This is a genomic window from Spirosoma pulveris, from assembly GCF_054781875.1.
Genome location: NZ_BAAGTO010000007.1, coordinates 30140 through 49262 on the forward strand (window position 1 = coordinate 30140; position 19123 = coordinate 49262).

Annotated in this window: 18 protein-coding genes; 11 read left to right on the plus strand and 7 right to left on the minus strand. The window is 52.4% G+C overall.

Translation table 11 applies throughout. The features are described 5' to 3' along the window. The first annotated feature begins 4 nt into the window (after positions 1 to 4). Genes ACYVJM_RS21445 through ACYVJM_RS21460 form a run of 4 tightly spaced genes read left to right on the plus strand, consistent with a single transcriptional unit; the run spans position 5 to position 4099 of the window. The gene (locus tag ACYVJM_RS21445) at positions 5 to 1231 is read left to right on the plus strand and encodes a methyltransferase domain-containing protein (protein WP_461150285.1); all 1227 of its coding nucleotides are present in this window, start codon (positions 5 to 7) and stop codon (positions 1229 to 1231) included. Continuing rightward, positions 1228 to 2094, plus strand: coding sequence for an NAD-dependent epimerase/dehydratase family protein (locus ACYVJM_RS21450; RefSeq protein ID WP_461150286.1), 867 nt, complete (start codon positions 1228 to 1230; stop codon positions 2092 to 2094). The genes ACYVJM_RS21445 and ACYVJM_RS21450 overlap by 4 nt, the downstream gene beginning before the upstream one ends. After that, on the plus strand, positions 2091 to 2828 hold the full coding sequence (locus ACYVJM_RS21455) for a cephalosporin hydroxylase family protein (protein ID WP_461150287.1): 738 nt from the start codon (positions 2091 to 2093) through the stop codon (positions 2826 to 2828). Before ACYVJM_RS21450 ends, ACYVJM_RS21455 begins: the two co-directional genes overlap by 4 nt. A 32-nt stretch (positions 2829 to 2860) precedes the next feature. Then, positions 2861 to 4099: a glycosyltransferase family 2 protein gene (locus ACYVJM_RS21460; protein WP_461150288.1), complete on the plus strand. Its 1239-nt coding sequence runs from the start codon at positions 2861 to 2863 to the stop codon at positions 4097 to 4099. Between the two features lie 15 nt (positions 4100 to 4114). Here ACYVJM_RS21460 and ACYVJM_RS21465 read toward each other — a convergent pair whose 3' ends face one another. From ACYVJM_RS21465 to ACYVJM_RS21480, 4 genes are read right to left on the minus strand one after another with little or no spacing between them, the layout of a single operon-like run. Then, entirely contained in the window at positions 4115 to 5152 is a 1038-nt protein-coding gene (locus ACYVJM_RS21465) for a glycosyltransferase family 2 protein (protein WP_461150289.1), read from the minus strand. Between the two features lie 2 nt (positions 5153 to 5154). Further along, complete coding sequence (locus tag ACYVJM_RS21470) at positions 5155 to 5559, minus strand: DUF2304 domain-containing protein (protein ID WP_461150290.1); 405 nt, start codon at positions 5557 to 5559, stop codon at positions 5155 to 5157. A 3-nt stretch (positions 5560 to 5562) separates the two neighbouring features. Then, on the minus strand, positions 5563 to 6315 hold the full coding sequence (locus tag ACYVJM_RS21475) for a glycosyltransferase family 2 protein (protein ID WP_461150291.1): 753 nt from the start codon (positions 6313 to 6315) through the stop codon (positions 5563 to 5565). Next, positions 6308 to 8386: a DUF7657 domain-containing protein gene (locus ACYVJM_RS21480; RefSeq protein ID WP_461150292.1), complete on the minus strand. Its 2079-nt coding sequence runs from the start codon at positions 8384 to 8386 to the stop codon at positions 6308 to 6310. The genes ACYVJM_RS21475 and ACYVJM_RS21480 overlap by 8 nt, the downstream gene beginning before the upstream one ends. Before the next feature lie 125 nt (positions 8387 to 8511). Between ACYVJM_RS21480 and ACYVJM_RS21485 the strand changes: the two genes are divergently transcribed. After that, positions 8512 to 9531, plus strand: a complete 1020-nt coding sequence (locus ACYVJM_RS21485; protein WP_461150293.1) for a lysylphosphatidylglycerol synthase transmembrane domain-containing protein — start codon at positions 8512 to 8514, stop codon at positions 9529 to 9531. Between the two features lie 33 nt (positions 9532 to 9564). On the opposite strand, the gene ACYVJM_RS21490 is transcribed toward ACYVJM_RS21485, so the two are convergent. From ACYVJM_RS21490 to ACYVJM_RS21500, 3 genes are all read right to left on the minus strand, one after another. Beyond that, positions 9565 to 10407: a DUF4249 domain-containing protein gene (locus ACYVJM_RS21490; protein ID WP_461150294.1), complete on the minus strand. Its 843-nt coding sequence runs from the start codon at positions 10405 to 10407 to the stop codon at positions 9565 to 9567. Between the two features lie 226 nt (positions 10408 to 10633). Further along, the gene (locus tag ACYVJM_RS21495; RefSeq protein WP_461150295.1) at positions 10634 to 13114 is read right to left on the minus strand and encodes a TonB-dependent receptor; all 2481 of its coding nucleotides are present in this window, start codon (positions 13112 to 13114) and stop codon (positions 10634 to 10636) included. Positions 13115 to 13216: 102 nt separating this feature from the next. Continuing rightward, positions 13217 to 13393 (minus strand): hypothetical protein, encoded by a 177-nt coding sequence (locus tag ACYVJM_RS21500; protein WP_461150296.1) that lies wholly within the window; start codon positions 13391 to 13393, stop codon positions 13217 to 13219. Positions 13394 to 13508: 115 nt separating this feature from the next. On the opposite strand from ACYVJM_RS21500, the gene ACYVJM_RS21505 reads away from it, so the two are divergent. The 6 genes from ACYVJM_RS21505 (at position 13509) to ACYVJM_RS21530 (ending at position 19050) form a co-directional block, all read left to right on the plus strand. Further along, the gene (locus ACYVJM_RS21505; protein WP_461150297.1) at positions 13509 to 15104 is read left to right on the plus strand and encodes a M28 family peptidase; all 1596 of its coding nucleotides are present in this window, start codon (positions 13509 to 13511) and stop codon (positions 15102 to 15104) included. Positions 15105 to 15344: 240 nt separating this feature from the next. After that, positions 15345 to 16124: a hypothetical protein gene (locus ACYVJM_RS21510; protein ID WP_461150298.1), complete on the plus strand. Its 780-nt coding sequence runs from the start codon at positions 15345 to 15347 to the stop codon at positions 16122 to 16124. A gap of 125 nt (positions 16125 to 16249) precedes the next feature. Beyond that, positions 16250 to 16639: a hypothetical protein gene (locus ACYVJM_RS21515; RefSeq protein ID WP_461150299.1), complete on the plus strand. Its 390-nt coding sequence runs from the start codon at positions 16250 to 16252 to the stop codon at positions 16637 to 16639. A gap of 41 nt (positions 16640 to 16680) precedes the next feature. Further along, on the plus strand, positions 16681 to 17835 hold the full coding sequence (locus tag ACYVJM_RS21520) for a zinc-dependent alcohol dehydrogenase (protein WP_012929690.1): 1155 nt from the start codon (positions 16681 to 16683) through the stop codon (positions 17833 to 17835). A gap of 11 nt (positions 17836 to 17846) precedes the next feature. Then, on the plus strand, positions 17847 to 18371 hold the full coding sequence (locus tag ACYVJM_RS21525) for a hypothetical protein (RefSeq protein WP_461150300.1): 525 nt from the start codon (positions 17847 to 17849) through the stop codon (positions 18369 to 18371). A 61-nt stretch (positions 18372 to 18432) separates the two neighbouring features. Then, positions 18433 to 19050: a hypothetical protein gene (locus tag ACYVJM_RS21530; RefSeq protein ID WP_461150301.1), complete on the plus strand. Its 618-nt coding sequence runs from the start codon at positions 18433 to 18435 to the stop codon at positions 19048 to 19050. The last annotated feature ends 73 nt before the right edge of the window (positions 19051 to 19123 follow it).

The following is a 19123-nucleotide window of genomic DNA, read 5'->3' on the forward strand; positions in this document are numbered from 1 at the left end:
CTTCATGAACTGTCGCTTCTGCCAAACACCTTTAGAACATACGTTTATCGACCTGATCAATTCGCCCGCGTCGAACTCTTATTTGACTTATGAGCAATTGAACGAGCCCGAAACGTTTTACCCGTTAAAGGTTTTTACCTGCCATCGTTGCTTTCTGGTTCAGGTGGATGAGTACAAGAAATCGGATGCAATCTTCGATAACGACTACGCCTATTTTTCGTCGTTTTCCACCAGTTGGCTGGCTCATGCCAAACGGTATGTCGACGCCATGACCAACCGCTTCGGGCTGAATGCAGCTTCGCAGGTGATAGAAATTGCTTCCAACGATGGGTATCTGCTTCAGTATTTTGTTGAAAAACATATTCCGGCCCTGGGGATTGAACCAACGGCCAACACGGCAGCGGTGGCCATCGGGAAGGGTATTCCAACCATCACCCGTTTTTTTGGTACCGAACTGGCTCGTGAACTGGCAGCAGAAGACAAAAAGGCCGATCTGCTGCTGGGCAACAACGTGCTGGCCCACGTGCCCGACATTGTCGACTTTGTAGCGGGTATGCAGCTCTTGCTGAAACCAACCGGGGTGATTACGATGGAGTTTCCGCACGTAATGAATCTGGTCGATCAGAACCAGTTCGACACCATCTACCACGAGCATTTCTCCTATTTATCGTTCTACACCGTCAGTCAGATTTTTGCCGCTCAAGGCCTGGCGATGTTCGATGTGAAGGAAATTCCCACGCATGGCGGCTCCTTGCGTGTGTATGCCAAACACGCGGGTAACGACGCGCTGCCTATCTCACCAAATGTAGCGGCTCTGCTCCAAAAAGAGACCGATGCCGGCCTAACAGATATGGTGTATTATTCGGGCCTGCAGCCGAAAGCCCTTCGGGTAAAGCTCGACTTGCTCAGTTTCCTGATCGAGCAGAAGCGGGCGGGCAAATCGGTAGCGGCCTACGGAGCAGCCGCCAAGGGAAACACCCTCCTGAACTTCTGCGGTGTCAAAAACGACCTTATTGCGTTTGTCGTGGATGCCAACCCGGCCAAACAAAACAAATTCCTGCCCGCCAGCCATATTCCTGTGGTGCAGGAAGACGTTCTAAAAACGGAAAAACCGGATTATGTCCTCATTCTGCCCTGGAACCTGACCGACGAAATCACCCGTCAGTTGGCGTACATCCGCGAATGGGGCGGACAGTTTGTGATACCAATTCCAGAACTAACGATCCTTTGAGCGCACAAAAAACGGTTTTGGTGACAGGAGCTACCGGCTTTGTCGGTCGGCATGTGGTGGAGCAGCTGACCGCTACAACGGGCATCCGTGTGCTGGCCACAGCCCGTTCTGTGCCGGACCCCGACAAAACGCCCTGGCTGTCGACGGTTGCGTTTACCCCGTTCGATATGGAGAACCACTCCGACGATACGGATCTGTATACCTGCTTCGGTAGGCCCGACGCCGTTATCCATTTAGCGTGGCCGGGTTTGTCCAATTTTAAATCACTGGAGCATGTCGATACGTATTGGCAACAGCAGTACCGGTTTCTGACCAACCTGATTACCAATGGCCTGACCGACCTGACCGTAACCGGCACCTGTCTGGAATACGGGCTGCAAAGCGGCTGCCTGACCGAAGACACCCCCACGCTACCAACTACCGCTTACGGCCTGGGAAAAGACATGCTCCAGAAGTCCCTTAGCTTATTTTTAAAAGAGCGGGCAGTATCATTCAAGTGGCTGCGTCTGTTTTACATGTACGGCCCCGGCCAAAGTTCGAAGTCGCTGCTGGCGCAACTCGAAGCGGCTGCCCTGCGGGGCGACTTGGTGTTCAACATGTCGAAGGGGGAGCAACTCCGGGACTATTTACCGGTATCGGAAGTGGCCCGATACATCACCAAAACCGCTTTGCAAAAGCAGGTTACCGGACTCATTAACTGTTGCAGCGGGCAACCGGTGGCCGTTCGAACATTTGTGGAACGGTTTATGCAAGAGCATCAGTACAACTTGTCGCTTAACCTGGGTTATTACCCATACCCCGACTATGAGCCATTGGCTTTCTGGGGAAACAATCAAAAACTGTTAACCATATCACCTTCATGAATGCCCCTAACCCAATCACCGAATTTCAACAGGAGTGCGCTGAACGGGCAGCATCATATCCCGAAAAAACGGATCTGGTAGCTGCAGCACAGGCCTTCAATGTGGCCTCGAACCGCGAAAAATACTCGTATAATTTCAGTTGGATGGGTCGCCCCATCATTCAGTATCCGCAAGACATGATCGCCATGCAGGAGCTGATCTGGCGCATTCAGCCCGATGTGCTGATCGAAACCGGTATTGCACATGGTGGCTCGTTAATTTACTACGCATCCCTGTTCGAGCTCATCGGCAAAGGTGAAGTAATTGGCATCGACATCGATATTCGGGCGCATAACCGGGCCGAAATCGAAGCTCACCCCATGTTTAAACGCATTACCATGCTCGAAGGGTCGGCCGTTGACGAAGCACTGGTGGCAAACGTGGCCAAACTCGTTGAGGGCAAAAAGACCATCATGGTGTCGCTGGATTCCAACCATACCCACGAGCATGTGCTGCGTGAGCTGGAACTGTATTCACCCTTCGTAACGGTTGGTTCCTACTGTGTGGTGTTCGATACCATTGTGGAAGACATGCCTGCCCAGATGTACGACCGGCCATGGGATAAAGGGAACAATCCTAAGACGGCCGTTTGGGAGTTTTTGAAAACCACATCTGACTTCGAAGTCGATCGCGCCATCGACAATAAACTGTTGATTTCGGTAGCACCGGAAGGCTATCTCAAGCGAGTCCGTTAAGCCAGACTCACCCGTTAGCCAGCGACCTTCTTATGAACCCCAGGAAATTTACGATTGTCATTCCAACGCGGGAGCGGGCGGATACCTTACAGCATTCGCTCCGCACCTGTACCACGCAGGATTATGACAACCTAACGATCATCGTTTCGGACAACTGCGGTCGGGACAACACCCGCGATGTGGTCGAATCGTTTGCCGATCCACGTGTAAAATACATTAACACGGGCAAGCGGCTGAGCATGTCGCACAATTGGGAGTTTGCCCTCGATCATGTGCAGGATGGGTTCGTTACCTACCTGGGCGACGACGATGGCCTGTTGCCCAATGCCGTGGCCGAATCGAACCGCATATTGACTGAAACCGGTCTCTCCTCCATCAACATGAATCCGAATACGGACATGTACCTCTGGCCTTCCTATTTCAGAAAGCAACAGGCGGGTATGATGAAAGTCAGTTTTCAAAACGGCTACGAGATTCGGGATGGACACACGGAACTTCAAAAACTGATGTACTGCAAACAGGAACATTCGCCCATCCCCTGCGTGTATACATCGTTCATTGACATGGCGGTGATCAATCAGGTCAAACGCGTATCGAAACCGTTTTTCCGGTCGCAGATTCCCGACTCCTACTCAGCGGTGGCGCTGGCCAATTCGCTCGGCAAGTATGTGTATGCCAAAAGACGTCTACGGCTCAATGGTATTTCCTCGCACAGCACCGGCTCGTCGCAGTTCAACTACGGCACCGACCAGAAAGCGGCTGATTTATTTGCGAGCGAAGTCAGTATCCCGTTCCATCGCGACATGATCTATTCGGCCTCGTATAGCTACATGATTGCCGAAAACTTTCTTCAGTCGTTTGACGCGGGGCTTAATCAGGACGAGATGAAGCGTTTCGATATCCTTCCGTTCATCGAGACCGCCCTCAAAGAGGCCAACACCCGCCTGAACAATCAATATGACGATATTATAGCCGCCACCCGTTTTTTTGCCGATAAAAAGGGCCTTGCTCCCAACATGGTCAACCGATTGATCGACGAGGCCCGCACCCGGAAAATCAATGTAGTCTGGTACGACCTTCAACGGTATGCGCACCCGTTCCTGTTTTTTAATACAATGGCCTACGGAGCGACCAACGTGTACGAAGCCAGTCTGTTATATGATAAAATACGCCGGAACCCCAGCCAGTATCTGCTGAAAGGGTCTACCTGGAGCAATATGTTTCAGATGGTTTTCGGCGAAGCGTTAAATCGCTATAAAGTGGAGAAATAAGCCGCCAACCCTGTTTTACGATAACGACCTGGGCCGCAGGAACGAATAGACAGGACGCGTAACGGCGTCGCAAATTCGCCCCGGCGTGCCACCAATCAGTTGGTCGAAGGGGAGCGAAACGAGGCTTTCGCTCATTAGCTGCGTATCGGTTATGACTCGGGTGGCCTGAATTGTCTGGTGTTGCTGCCGAATGCGGGAGCGGTGACGCCACAAGTAGGCATAAGTCTGGAACCGCACGCGTAGGTAGCGCCAGCCACGCAGGGCAAACGCCCACATGAACAGCTCCGTCAACAACAAGGCGGGCAATAGCTGAATAGCTGTTTTTCGGGATAAAACCTCCCAGATCGTCAGGAGCCGGTTTCGCTCCAGGTAGTAGAATTTCATGGGCGACATGCCCAGTTTGTAATAGTGAGTCAGTACCGCTGCCGGTTCACACAGCAACTCGAAACCGGCCAGCTTAGCTCGCATAGACAGGTTCGTATCTTCAAAGTACATAAAATAAGTCTCATCGAACATCCCAATCGTCTGTAGTACCACCTGAGGAGCCAGCAAAGCTGCCCCCGACAGGAGTGGAACCGGCTGTAATGCTTCGAAGGCCGACGAAGGCTGATTCAGTCCCCGGCAGGTAGTTAAGCCGGTATAATGCATCTCGTTGCCACAGGCATTGATCGTTCCATCGGGATTCAGCAGTTTCGGCGTAATCAGTGCGGTGGGATATTGCCGCGCTGTGGTCATCAGCCGATCCAGGAAATCAGGCGCCAGTTCCGTGTCGGGGTTTAGAAATAGCACCCACTGGCCTTTGGCCTGGGTCAGCCCGAGGTTATTACCGCCCGCATAACCTGAATTAGCCGGATTTTTAATAAACAGTATGGATGGATGTGCCAGAGCAATCCACTCGGCCACTCCATCCTGTCCGTGGTTATCGACAATGATTACGTTAAACGGTATCGTCGCCGACTGATTATAGATCGTTGGCAGACAGCGCTGTAGATCTGTCAGGCTGTTATACGAAACAAGGATGATGCTAAGTTCGGGTGGTATGTTTGTCGGCACGACTAGGATGCGGTGACAGGTTCGGCCTCATCAACCGGGGGCTTCTGCGCGTTTTCCCGCAGGTTTTTTACTTCCTTTTTCAGATAGGCCATTTCCTGCGACAGGTCTTTGATCTGGTTCTGCAATTTGGAGTTCACGACCGACAGGTGTACCAGGAATACGATGATGGCGAAAATAGCCGCCAAAAATATCAGCGAAGGCGGGTAATACACGCCGAGTAACAACGATATTTTTTCCAGTCCTTTACGCCAGATCGAGAAAAAGATCAGGATAACCGTGCAGATAATCCATACGATAGAGTATTCCTCGCGTAGCCGCCCCCGCACGATCAGCCGGAAGATCATGACCATGAACAGGGTAGCACCCAGAAGGCTAATGAGCTGAATAGTAACCGATAGTGATTCCATGGGTTAAGCTATGTTTGGAATTCTCTTCTGATGAAGGCGGGCATACACAAACAAGCTGCCCAGCGTAACTTTAAGCATGTAATAGATGGCCTGTCCGTTGCTGATCGACGAAACGCCACCCTGTCGTTCACGCATCTGCACAGGGACCTCCAGCATCGTGAGCTTCGACAGCCCAAACTGAACAATCGCTTCCGGCTCGGGGTATTCGTCCGGGTAGTAACGATTCACAACCGCCAGTGTCCGGCGATTAAAGGCCCTAAAGCCGGATGTACTGTCGTGAATCGTTTGCCCGACCAGCACCTGATTCAGCCACCGAAAATAACTGATGCCTAACCGGCGCATGGCCGACGACTGAAACCCCTCTTTCGTCAGAAACCGGGAGCCAATCACAACATCGGCCCGGTTGTCGATAATCGGCTGTAAAATCGTCGTAAGCTCTTCAGCGGGGTGCTGTCCATCGCCATCCATCTGAACCGCTATATCATACCCATTCCGCCAGGCATACCTATACCCCGTTTGCATAGCCCCGCCAATACCCAGATTGACCGGCAAATCCAGATACAGGCAATCCAGCGTTTGCAAAACGCCCAGCGTGTTATCTGTCGAGCAGTCGTTGATGGCCAGAATATCCAGGGTAAGGCCATGCCTGGATTTAACCCGGTTTATATCGGCGACAACCCCTCCAATAGCGGCCTCCTCATTGAAGCAAGGCACAATAATCAGGATTCTGGGCGATTGACTCGATGGCCTATTCATTTCTCTGATAGATGTGAATTCCTCCCAATACAGAGATTTCTTTCATGCATCGGATTTCGACAGGCTGCGGCTGCTTGTCAAAAATCACGTATTTCACATTCAGCGTCTTGAAGCGGGGCGAACAGGGGTCCATTGCCACCATATACCCATCTTCGAAGTTATTGAATATGATCACCGAGTCGGGTTTGCTCGGGTCGACAAACGAGTTATACACCGTGTGCGCATAACGGTTATACGCCGAATCACGCTTCATTTGCGGATCGAGTACCTTCATGATTTTGCGTTCCGGAATGTATTTCACTCCACTCAGCAGTTTAACCCCCGTAGCGGTTACGAGGTACGAAATATACTGACTGCCATTGACCACCCAGCGGGCGTTCGGGTCGCGCTGGTGAATATCCTGTACAGTTCGGTACAGGGTATGCTCGGTAATGGGCGACAGACCTTTGGCTACAGGATTTACCCGCAGGTTAGGCAACAGAAACAGAGTCATGCCCGCACAGAAAATACCAATGCGGTAGTTGGGCTGCCAGGTGGGCAGCAGCAGTATTCCCATTCCGATAAAGAACAGCATGGGAATGAACACGTTCGACCACTTAAAGAACCCCTCAGAATCGTTGATGTTTAGCAGGGCCGCGTAAATCATAAAGGCCACAACTCCTGCAAAACCCAGTCCGGCATACAGCGGCTTTGCTTTAACGCTGGAGGTGCTCAGGAAGTATAAATAAACAATGGCGAGCAACACATTGGCGATGCCAAAGGGAATTTGGGTTCGGCGCGTGGGGCTCATGCTCCACAAGCTTGCCTTGGCCAGCCATTCAGGGAAACCAATTTCAATCCAGATGTAGCCGATAATAACGAACACACTCAGCAAAACCAGCACCCAGTCGATCCGGCGCGTTTGCCAGAAAGAAACGATCATGGCCGGAATGATAATCGGCGTGAATGTAATAAAGTGCGACAATTCGCAGTGGTTGAGCCATTTGGCCGGAAACTGCCGGTCGTTCATCTGCCAGGAGAAATACTCCGAAAACCAGTTACCAATAAAGCCGGTACCGCCCAGTTCACTGCGCTTACCCGGATAAACGGTATTCATAACGGCGTCGAGCGTTGGCTTTATGTCGGAATAGAAGGTCACGAACGCCAGGCCAGCCAGCACCAGTGTGAGCGCACCCGCGCCAGCTTTAACCGGCCAGGCGGCAAACAGGCGTTTGGTATCCCAATTGTTGAGCACATAGCCAATCAGCAGAAACAGCAATACGTAGCTTAGCGGTACCTGATAAGGCGGGTATAGAATCAGCGCGTACACCATCATCAGCCAGGCCAGCGCAATGGCGCTGACCAGAATCGTTTTCCAGTTGTTGCTGTATATCAGATAAATAATGGCGACGAACATAAAGCCCACCGCACCAATCATAACGGCCGGTCCGTATACCCACGACTGTGTACCGGATGAGAGCAGGAGCCAGACGCTACCCAGGATCGATAGCCAGAAGTTGTTGCGGGTAAGGAGCAAAAAAATGAATGAGGCTCCAATGAGGGCAAAAAAAATGAAGAAGCTATATGTCCAGGCATAGCCCCGCTCGGAGTCCAGAAAGAAAAACCCCCAGTTCTGCGGCTTAAAAATCTGGCTGAAATGTTTGGCCGGTGCTACAAGTACCGGCGCTTTTTCGCCCCCAATGGTTTCGTTCTGATCCGGCAAGCCGTTGTTTACCTGCGACAGCAGCCAGGGAGTGCTCACGGCATAATCGTCCATTCGGATTTGCCGGGGCTCACCAGAAATAAGACCCCGCCGGACGGGGCTCCCATCGGGCAGCAGCTGATTCCAGATAGCCAGTGACACCGGGTGTATTTTCGATACGGTCAGCAGTACAAACAGGATGGCGCAGACTCGCAGAAACCAGGTTACCCGCTTATCGAAGCGAATAAGTTGAAACGCTGGCTCGGTTTTTGGCAAATCAACAGGTGCAGGGGAGTCCGTAACGGGCGGTTTTGCGGGGGTCGAACTCGCGGTCTTAACGACCGGGTTAGCTCCAGCAAGGGTAGGTCGGCCTTTTTGTTTCTTCGACATGAGGCTGGTTCTGAACGAAATTCTTTTTGGGTTAGCTGTAGAGTTACATCTAATCAAACTTACTAATACCGTGCCAGTTTGCCAACCCCCGGCGTTTTCTTTATGAAATTAGGTAATTTGCTAACATGAATAAGGCTCTCCTACAACGGATAGTACCCATTTTGCTGGCTATTTTTCTGCTTTGGTACGTTGTTAAAGATGTTCCACTGCGCGAAATAGGTCATCAGTTTCAGCTGGCTAATTACGGCTGGCTATCGTTGGCAGGACTACTTACCGGCCTGTTCTACGTGCTCCGGGCCGCTCGCTGGCAGCTTACGCTCCAGGCCATTGGCTACGAACCATCTCTGTTTCGGGCCACAGTGGCGCTGCTGGCCGGGTCGCTGGCGAGTATGATCGTGCCGGGAGCCGGTGAGTTGACCCGGTGCGGCTCACTTCAGCAAACGGATGGTATCCCGGTTTCGCAGGGCCTTGGCTCGGTAGTCGCCGAGCGGATTATTGACTTAATCATGCTGGTACTCGTGCTGCTGCTAACAATACTGCTGGAATTTGGCCGGGCAAAAGCGTACTTCTCGAACCTGACCCTGGCGCTACCGGGAAACCAGGTGCTGGTGGCAGGCGCAATACTAGCGGCTATTGGACTGGTGGTTCTGTGGCAGGTCTTGACAAATAAGAGACTGCGAACCAATCCGATTATGGTAAAACTAAAGGGCATGGTACGCGGCTTCGGACAGGGGCTTATGTCGATTCGACAGCTTCCCAATCCAAGCCTGTTTGTTGTGCTCACGCTGCTGATTCAGGGGTTCGCCTGGCTTTTTACCTACCTGTTATTGCTTTCTACCGACAGCACGCATCAACTGCCGTTTACCGCAGCCCTTACCATTCTGGCAGTCAGTTCGCTGGGGGGGCTGGCGGTACCGACGCAGGGCGGAATAGGTACCTACCATTTTCTGGTCAGTCGGGCGCTGGTACTGTATGGTTTCAGCACCACAGAAGGCGTTTCACTGGCAACCTTCATGCACGCCGTCGGCTTTGGGTTTAATCTGCTGTTCAGCAGCCTGAGCTTCCTGATCGTCCCGGTACTGGTGCCGCAACGCAAACGACTTGACCAATTGCCTGAAGAAAGCCAACAGGCAATTGATAAATGAGTCAGGCGAATGAGGCTCATCAACGCATCCGGCTTACTGTTGCTTCACGTTTACATACAGGGTATCCGTATTGATACCCGTAAACAGACCCAGCCCATTGGTTAGCGTAGTGGGGGGCGTACTGATATTCTGGGTCGAGGTGCTGTTCTGCTTATACAAAGCTGCATAGTCGGGGTTAAGGTGAAACAAGACGACCCGGTAGCGACCGAAATATTGAAAGCTCTGCGCCTGGATGGTCGTAAAATCACTCTGTACGGGCTGGCTACGGAATCGCCGGTCAGCGTTCGATACAGGCCGGTTGGGATTGTTACCCCCGGTAATGATCGACACCGGGTTTGCTTCGATGTTGTCCACTACCACAAAGTAGTAATCGCCCGTGGGATTGCTCCAGGTCAGGCGAACGGGCGTACTGGCCTGATTCTGACCGCCCGGCCCGCCGGGTCCTCCTCCGACCGTAATCGCCGTTCGGTATACTTCGGTCTGATCGATCGAAAAACTAACGGGCCGGGTTGGTATGACCGTACTACCCGATACATGATGGCCGCTGTAATCAAAGTCAATTTGGTAAGTTTGGCCCGTTTTTACCGCCAGCTCGGCTCCCGCCTGGTAGGAGCCGTTGCCCAACGACCGAAGCGGATAGGCTTTGGCGTTATTCGTGATTGTCAGGGACAGCCCATCGATGGGTTGACCCTGCGCGGTCGTATCATCTGCAAAGGGAATCTGCTTCGTAACCGATACGGCTACCGGGCTTCCCGGTACCAGATAGGCCTGCACCACAGGTTGTACATTGGCCGATAAAATATCGTCGGCGGCCGGTGTGCAGCCCCCCGCCATCAGGAGTAGAAAACCAATACTGTATAAATAAGCGTGTCGCATACGTAGTTACGCAGGATAAGATAGTTAGACACAGAGACTGAAGAACTGATCTTGGGTTCGTTAAACTTGAGTTCTTTGTTTGTCTGCGTTCAATAAGTTTAGGGTACAGCCGTCTGTTTTAAGTAGTTGTGTAGGAGTAATCAAGCAAGTGGTTAGTTGACAAAAAATTGATAGTCAATTATTTAAACACAAATAACTAGTCAACCATTTGCTGATCACCTACTACTTAGTGCAGCCGGAACGAAAGGGTTAGGTTAGGTGTGATGCCCAGATACGTTATGTCGGAAACAACCAATTGGCTGCTCTGGCCGTCGCTCACCGACGTAAATTTCTTGTACCAGACATTTTGCCGGTTATACAGATTAAAGACCGAAACGCCGATACTGCCGTACTTATAAGTGTACGTTACCGACGCATCCAGCCGGTTATAGGCCGGAAAACGATTCGCGTTTTTAGCCGATGGGTTCGTAAACGTCCGACTCGATCCATCCAGCAGCGTAACCGAATATTCGCCAACGATTGACGTGTAGGGTCGCCCCGAGGCATAAATCCAGGTCAGCGCAAAGTCGAAGCGTTTCCAGTGGTAATTATTGATCGACTTGAACTCATGACGCACGTCCTGATTGGCATAGTAGGGCTTGTCGGAATAGGCGGCAATATTGTTCTGCGCCACGGCGTAGGTGTAACCCACCCAACCCGTATAGTCGCCCAGTTTTTTCTGCACCAGAAAATCGACGCCCCGCACGGTGCCGGTACCGGTATAAAATGTCTCGCTGGGCAGCAGTCCCCGGCCAATCTGGGGCGCAAAGCGCAGGGTATACTCCGTTACGCCCGTCAGGTTCTTGGCGTAGGCCTCCACATCGAACAGATAACCAGCGGTTTCGTAGCTGGCTCCCGCAATAAAATGGACAGCCGAGCCAACGGGCAGATAATCCTTGTTGACCAGCAGCCAGAAATTGCGATTTCCCTGCGAAATATCCTCGCGGGTGACCTGCTTGGCAAACTGATAATACTGCCCGATGACGCCTTTCAGCTTAACACGGTCCGTTAGCTGAAAACTACCCGACAAACGGGGTTCCGTGTAGACCTTACCCGTTACATTGTAATACGTAAGCCGAACACCGGGCTTCAGGGTCAGGCGGTTATCCATCAGCCGAATCTGGTCCTGTAGATACGCTGCCGCAAACGAACCCCGGTCGTGTTTCTGGAGCAGGGTGACTGTATCGTTGGAGCTGTAGGTATAGTCGATGGTGTTTTGTGTAAGCTGTAGACCGGCCCCGATGAAATGACGGGCCGATGCCTTGTATTCGAGGTCGGTTTTGGCCGATAGGTCGGTCAGGTTGTTGCTTTCAAACGTACCGAACTTCACATTCTGGTTCTCGCTCGTTCCGTTGCGCCGGATAGATGTCGTGTTCGAGAGGTCGCGCTGACTAAAGTAGTTCGAGTAACTCACCATCGAGTTGATATAAAGCTGGTCGCTCCACCGGCGCGACCATTTCAGGCTGCTGCCCGTGTTACCCCAGTTCGATAGGTCGGTATTGCTCAGGCTGTTGTTGGTCGTACTCACGGCTGTATTGTTCGCATTACCCCCTCTTGGTCCGAAAGCAGGCAGGGTTATCGACTGCGAATTGTCCAGATAGTCCTGTCCGTTATAAACACTCAGTGTGAGTTGATCTTTTTCCGTTGGATGGAAGGTTACCCGGCCGTTGAAGTCATAAAAATAGGAGGCCACCTGCGTGCTGGTCTGCACTTGATTGCCAAATCGCCGGGCAGGTCCTTGCTGTTGCGCCGGATTGCTAGCCGTTGTCTGAAACTGGTCGAACAGCTTCTGGTACAGCGGCCCTTTGAACGACCGCCGTCCGGCAACCAGAAACGTGATCTTATTGCTGATAGGCCCCTCTACAAAGGCGTTGAAGCTTAAAAAGCTGGCATCGCCCCCGGCATTGAACCGGTTGCGGTTCCCTTCCTTTCCGGTCAGCTCAGCTACGCCCGATAGCCGACCGCCGTACTTGGCATCGAAACCGCCTTTGTACAACTGCACACTTTTGAGCGCATTGTAATTGAAGGCGCTGAAAAATCCGTAGAGATGGTCGACATTATACACCGTAAATCCGTCGAACAACACCAGCGTCTGGTCGGGGGTGCCACCCCGGACGTAGAGACCGGACGACGATTCATTGGCGGCACTGATACCGGGCATGAGCTGCAACGCCCGAAATACATCCCGCTCGCCAATGTTCGGGAGTTTGGTCAGGTTGCGGGGGGTGAGTTGAATAAGGCCAACCTCATCGGTAGAGGCTTTCATGACTTCGGCCTTTTGAGCGGCCACTGTCACCGCTGTTAGGTCAACAACCGAGGCTTCGAGTTCGAGTCGCAGGTTACGTACCGGCTCATCGGGACGGAGCTTCAGCTGTAAATCCCGATAACCCATATAATTGACCAGCAGGGTGCTGGTGTCGGAGGGGACGTGCAACAGCGTGAAATAACCATCAATGTTTGTGCTGACGATCTGCTTGCTGGCCGCAACACGCACATAGGCGTAGGGTAAATTTTCGCCGGTTTTCGTGTCAATGACCCGCCCCGTAACGGTAAAGTTAAACCGCGTTGGCTTGACTAGTTTTTGGCGCATGGGTGGCAGATCCTGCGCCAGACTGAGTAATGGACAAAAAATAAGTACGTATAAATACGACAGGCAAACGTGTTTCATGGGCAGTACGGTAGGCGTTATCTTTCGAAGAGAATCTATTTCTTCCCGATAACTGATACGGTATCAGGCCACAGGCTGTTGCAGAATTAAGTTAAATTTCAATTAAACAATAAACACAAACCCAGATCCGGAGGCAATTGGCTTGAGTAATTTTACATCAAAGACAACCAGCGTAGGTGTTGGCCCGGATGACCAATGCCATGACAGAAACAGCCGTAACGTAAAATCCTGACGCGTACACGTCTGGCGAATGAATTTTACAGAAATAGCAGCCTTCATCGTTTAGTAAACAGAAGGGGAAAACCCGGATTGGGCGTCGCCTTGTAGGGCTTCACTTTATTTATCGTTGCCCCCTCCGTATATTGTCGATTAGATTCCCAAACAAATCCGTTACATGACATTTCAACAACTAATGCTGTCGGTGGGGCTCATTTCCCTGCCTTTTGTGAGTAGTGCACAGGAAAAATTTGCCAACACCATCACCGCCACCGACCTTGAAAAACACCTCCGCGTGCTGGCGGCCGACGATATGGAGGGCCGCGAAACCGGAACCCGCGGGCAACGCAAAGCCGCCGAATACATTGCCACCCAATTTGCTGCCGAGGGGCTGAAACCCATCGTCAAGACAAGCGATGGCAAGCTGGTTTATCAGCAACCCTATACGCTTTACAAGAAAAACTGGGGTGATTTTTACGTTAGCGCGGGCGGCAAACGCTTCGAACCGTCCAAAGACTTCATGCCCAATGGGCTCTTGTACCTGCCCACCGAAACGACTTACGAAACGGTCTTTGCGGGTTACGGCATCAGCGACGCGAATTACGATGACTATGCCGGGCGCGATCTTAAAGGCAAAGCACTCGTAATCATGGACGATGAGCCTAAGACCGCCGATGGCAAAAAAATCGTCAGTGGCACCGCCGATGCGTCTAAATGGGGTGGTCCAAACGGCTGGCGGGCTAAAAGTATGCTGGCGAAAGAAAAAGGGGCGGCTCAGGTATTTATCGTCTCGGCCGAATCTGCCGAAGCGTTCAAACAGTTGCTCACGCAGCGGAGTGCCATGCAGGCCCGTTTTAACCGGCTTAGCCTGAAGGCGGGGGCCGAAAACGTAGGTCCGCTGGGTGTATTTCTGGTCACGGCCGACATGGCCGCCAGTCTGTTGAATACATCCCCCGCTACGTTGACGCAAACCATGACCCAAACGGCTCAGTCTGCCAAACCGGTGGCGTCGGCTCTGGCGGGCAGTGTCGCCGTGAAGGCGGATCGGGTCGATGAAAAAACGGAATCGTCCAACGTGCTGGGCTTTATTGAAGGCACCGACAAAAAAGACGAAGTACTGGTTGTTTCGTCGCACTACGATCACATTGGCATCAGTGCCGATGGTCAGATCAACAACGGCGCCAACGACGACGGCTCAGGTACGGTGTCTGTACTGGAAATTGCGCAGGCATTTGCCAAAGCGAAAGCCGCCGGTAAAGGCCCACGCCGGTCCATCTTGTTCCTCACCGTGTCGGGCGAAGAAAAAGGGCTTCTCGGCTCGCAATATTATGCCGACATGAACCCGGTTATTCCGCTGGAGAAGACCGTGGCCGACCTGAATATCGACATGGTGGGCCGGGTCGATGATCTGCATCTGGGCAAAAATGAGAATTACATCTACGTAATCGGCTCGGACAAGCTCTCGTCAGAATTGCACAAAATCAGCGAAGAGACGAACAAGAAGCACATCAATATGGAGCTGGATTATAAATACAACGATCCACAGGATTCTCAGCGCATTTATTACCGCTCGGATCACTACAACTTCGCCAAGCACCAGATCCCCATTATTTTCTATTTCAACGGGCTGCACCCGGATTATCACAAGCCAACGGACGACATTGAGAAAATCGATTTCAAACTGGCCGAGAAATCCGCCCGGCTCGTGTTCTACACCGCCTGGGAAATCGCCAACCGCGACCAGCGTTTAGTGGTCGATAGTAATAAGCAGTAGAGGAAGTATTAGGAGCGAGGAGTTAGGAGTTAGGAGGGCTGGCGCACGCTGTGCTACCGGATCGCTTCTCACTCCTAACTCCTAACTCCTAACTCCTCACTCCTAATACTGCTTCTCCCCTTTCCCTCACAATTTCAGCAAGTTTCATCCTACCTCCCGGTCCGGGCGGGTTTGTCTGTTGACGGGTGTACTACAACCGTCAAGTACAACTGGTGTTCTACCTAGTCTGACCCAAAACGGATGAAACAAGTAAAGCTATTATTCATGGGGCTGTGCCTGGCAGCCTGTTCTACCCAAAGTCGGGATAATCTGGAAACCCTGAATGCCGCCGGTGCCGGAGATGCCGACAGCAAACTGGCCCGACGCGTTAGCGGCACCTGGCTGCTCAGTACCGATTACCGCTATCAGGAACGGTGCAACTACCTTCCCGAAGAGTTTGTCAAAAACCTTTTTAAGCTTGGTGAAGATGTCGAGCTGGAGAAATACAGCGGGCTGAACAACTGCGAACTTCGGTGGGGGAAAAATAAAATCGGGTTCTATCTGGAAAGCAAAAAGCCGTTCGAGTCCACGTTCCAGTCCGAGTACCATTTTAACAAGCTGTTCGAACCCCAGGCCAATGTAGCCCAGGACCAAACCAACCAGCCCAAGCCAACCATTTACGGCCCGGCCCCAGAAGGCACCGGTGCCGAATTCCCCGCCACGACAGAGTCTACTACCCAGCAGGAGGACTCCACGAGAGGTGCAGACCCATCGGCTCCGCTGGAAGGCATTACCGCCCCAAGTCCATCCATTGCTACACCCGCCAAAAACACGGCAACCGGCGAAGCCATCACCGAAGTAGGCGACAAAGCCATCTGGGAGCCTGGCAAAAAATCGCTTCACGTTCTGTATAACAATCACGTTTTCAGCGTCGTCGTTCAGGCGCCAGGCAGTATGGCCCAGGCACGACAGGGAGCCATTAGTCTCGCCAAACTGATTACTCAATCGCTCAACGATCCTTCCGACGCCAATCACGGATAAGTCGGATCACGGCTTGCCAGCGTACCGTTACCTTACTTCCCGGAGCAACACCCAACCGGAACGAGTTGATTAATGAAGCGCCTGTCCGGTGGCTTCATTAATCAACTCATTTGAGTAAGCAACGTATGAAAACGATACTCATTTCTTTCACAATGGCCCTGCTGATCGGTGTGGCGAGTGCCGGCGCACAAACGGCGGGTGGCAAGTATGGCGGCAATAGCAGCAATGCCGGGCGTCAGGGCAACTCCTCCCGGAATAACGCCCGCAAGGCCAACACGAGCCAAACCATGGGCAACGGAGTCCCCTACAATAAAGATGCAGAGCAAAAGCGGGCTATAGCCAGCGGCTCGACCTCCACAACGGGTGGACCAACAGTTAACCGGGGGCAGTCGGCTTCGGCATCGGCACCCGCTACAGCCAAACGGAATAACATATCAGGAAGTAAATCGGGGCAGGGCGGTAAGGCCGGTGCCAAATCGGGAGGTACAGTGCCCAAAGGTTCAGGCAATCAATAAGCTTCATCAGACAAACAACAACTAAACGAACGAACACGCGTATGTTAGCAATGAATTATCGAGGGCCGTTCCGAGTCCGGGCCGCCCAAAAACCGTATCCCGAAATTCTGCATCCGGGTGATGCCATTGTTCGGGTTACCCGTTCCTGTATCTGCGGGTCAGATCTACACCTCTATCATGGGTTGGTTCCCGACACACGCGTTGGGATGACCTTCGGCCACGAGTTTATCGGGGTAGTTGAAGAAATTGGCTCGTCTGTTCAGAACCTCTCGGTAGGCGATAACGTGATTGTTCCCTTTAACGTTGCCTGTGGGAAATGTGCCTTTTGTAAGCAGGGGCTGTTTGGCAACTGTCATGAATCCAATCCTGAAGCCACCGCCGTAGGCGGCATTTTCGGGTACTCCCACACCGCCGGGGGCTACGATGGCGGGCAGGCCGAATTTGTCCGGGTCCCCTATGCCGATGTAGGTCCAACGATTATTCCCGACTGGATGGACCACGATGATGCTGTACTCCTGACCGACGTTGTGCCTACCGGCTATCAGGCGGCCGAAATGGGTGGTATCAAGAAAGGCGATACCGTAGTTGTATTCGGAGCTGGCCCCGTGGGTATTATGGCCGCTAAATCGGCCTGGCTATTTGGTGCGGGCCGGGTTATTGTCATCGACCATCTGGAATACCGGCTCGACTTCGTCAAGAAATACGCCCAATGCGAAGCCTACAACTTCCGGTCAATGGAAGATCCGGTTCTGTTCATCAAGAAAACGACCGATTGGTTTGGGGCTGATGTCTGCATTGATGCCGTGGGTGGCGATGCAGCCGGTAGTGCACTGCAGACCATTACGGGACGAAAACTCATGATACAGGCGGGTTCGGCTACGGCACTTCACTGGGCGATCAATTCGGTTAAGAAGGGCGGCATCGTCTCGATTGTGGGTGTTTATGGTCCTACGGACAACCTCGTCCCCATTGGTAATGTCGTTAACAAAGGAATTACCATCCGGGCCAATCAGGCTTCCGTCAAACGGCTGTTACCCAAGCTCATCGACCACATCCAGGCGGGTCGGCTCAATCCGAAAGAGATCATTACGCACCGGGTACCGCTGGAAGAAGTATCGGATGCCTACCACATCTTTTCGGCCAAACTGGACAACTGCATCAAGCCAATCCTCATCCCCCCATCCGCCAGACAATAACAACCCGTATTATGGAACCAACAGCAAGCGATTATCCGCATATTAACGGTTGGGGAATAGACGCCGACCCTAACAACGAGCCGACTTATCCCCTTAAAAACTACACAGGCGACGACCACCAGCGGCTGAATTGGGAAAGACCGCCCCAACAGGCGCAAACGGTAGAAATCCTGCACTCTAACGAACGCCCGAACCTGACGGCCGTTTTCGGAACCTCTTCGCCCCCGTCGGGCCTGAGCGGGGCCATCCGCCGGTTTGCGTTCCGATTCAGCGAATCCGAATACGGTCACTGGCTACCGCTGCTCCTGGCCGACCGCGTCAATGTGGTAGAAGGCATTGTGGATGATCTGGCCCACGGGCATATCCCGAATATTTTTGCCGAAAAAGGCTGGAAGGCCGATTGGAAGCACAATCGTGCCGGGCTCGTACAGAATGTCGTGATTGGTGTAGCCGCTACCGCTCTTGTCTACGCGTTTTTTACGCGCAACAAGCAGGAAACGGCTCTTACCCGGTTGAAAAAGACGATTTCAAACTAAGGCTGCTGCCGAGTCGCCCGGAATACTTATTCGGGCGACTCGGCACGCTATCCATCCACTTATGAAACAACAACCCGTAATCGATCAGCTTAAGCACGAAACGAAAGCGGTACAGGGTGAGGCAAGTAAGGACAAGACTTATTCCAGTCAAAACACCTTTGCTGACGCAGCTACCGCTCGCGAAGCTTTTGCCCGGTCGGTTGAGAAGCTGCTAAACGTTACTGCCTGGTCGGGTTTATCTGATTTGGCCGCCGATTTTTCGCTTTATAATGCAGTAGGCCGGGAAAAGCCAAACGAACCGGTACAGCCAGGGGATTATATTAAAATCCAGCTGCCCGGCCCCACGCCCGAAAACTGGGTTCGCGTGACTGATGTTACCTCCCGCGAAACGTGCGTGCAGTTCACGGTTCAGCCTAGCCACGACCCCGGCAGCAGCCGTCCGGAACAGACGGAGCATTTCTTTAGTGAACAGGCACGCAGCACTTTTCAAGTCGAACTATTGGGCAACACCATTCGCGCTGCCGAAATTGGGCAGGACGAAAGCATAAATAACCAACAACCCGAAGCCGGTAGCCTTGGCCGGGCGCTGGTCAATACGGTCATTGCAGAAGGGGGCTGGCTGTTCTATCAGAAATTCCAGTGGAAACTCCTGACCGATTATCTGGTGCATTTGGAATAATAAGATTTAATACTTGTGATGGCACAACCGGGCAAATTCGTGAAGTCAGTTTCTCAAACCTGACTTTGGTAGG